This window comes from Spirosoma koreense (genome assembly GCF_054777875.1).
Genome location: NZ_BAAHAC010000024.1, coordinates 1 through 545 on the forward strand (window position 1 = coordinate 1; position 545 = coordinate 545).

Annotated in this window: 1 pseudogene; it reads right to left on the reverse strand. The window is 52.5% G+C overall.

The features are described from left to right. A pseudogene (locus tag ACYVC2_RS25525) lies at positions 1-545 on the reverse strand (SusC/RagA family TonB-linked outer membrane protein); the annotation flags it as partial.

Below are 545 nucleotides of genomic sequence, written 5' to 3' on the forward strand. Positions count from 1 at the left end.
CGGGTTACGGGATAGTTTCCAACATCCACCCCAAACACTGAATCAGCTGAACCACCTACCGCCGGATCAAGCCCACTGTATTTAGTGATGGTGAATAAGTTGGTGGCCGACAGGCTGATCCGTAACCGGCTTAGATTCACGACTTTCAGCATCCTGTTAGGAAATGTGTAACCCAGATTTAAGTACTGCATCCGGGCGTAGGAGCCACTCTCCACGTAGTACGAGTTGGGCTGGGTGTTGGTCGAAAAGTTAGCTGCACTCTCAAAGATCGGCACCGTGGTGTTGGTATGCGTGGGCAACCACGAATCCTTAACCCGGGCGCTGACCGCTGCCCCCGTGAAGGAGGGGTAAAAATCAGTAAACCAACGCTGGTTGTTGAAGATCTGGCTACCCAGCGATGCGTACAGGTTAGTGTTCAGATCAAAACCTTTGTATTTCAAGCTGAGCGTAATACTGCCGGTGAACTTGGGGATGGGCGATCCCAAGTAAGTGCGGTCATTGTCGGAGATCTTGCCGTCCCCATCCAGATCGGCAAACCGGAAGCG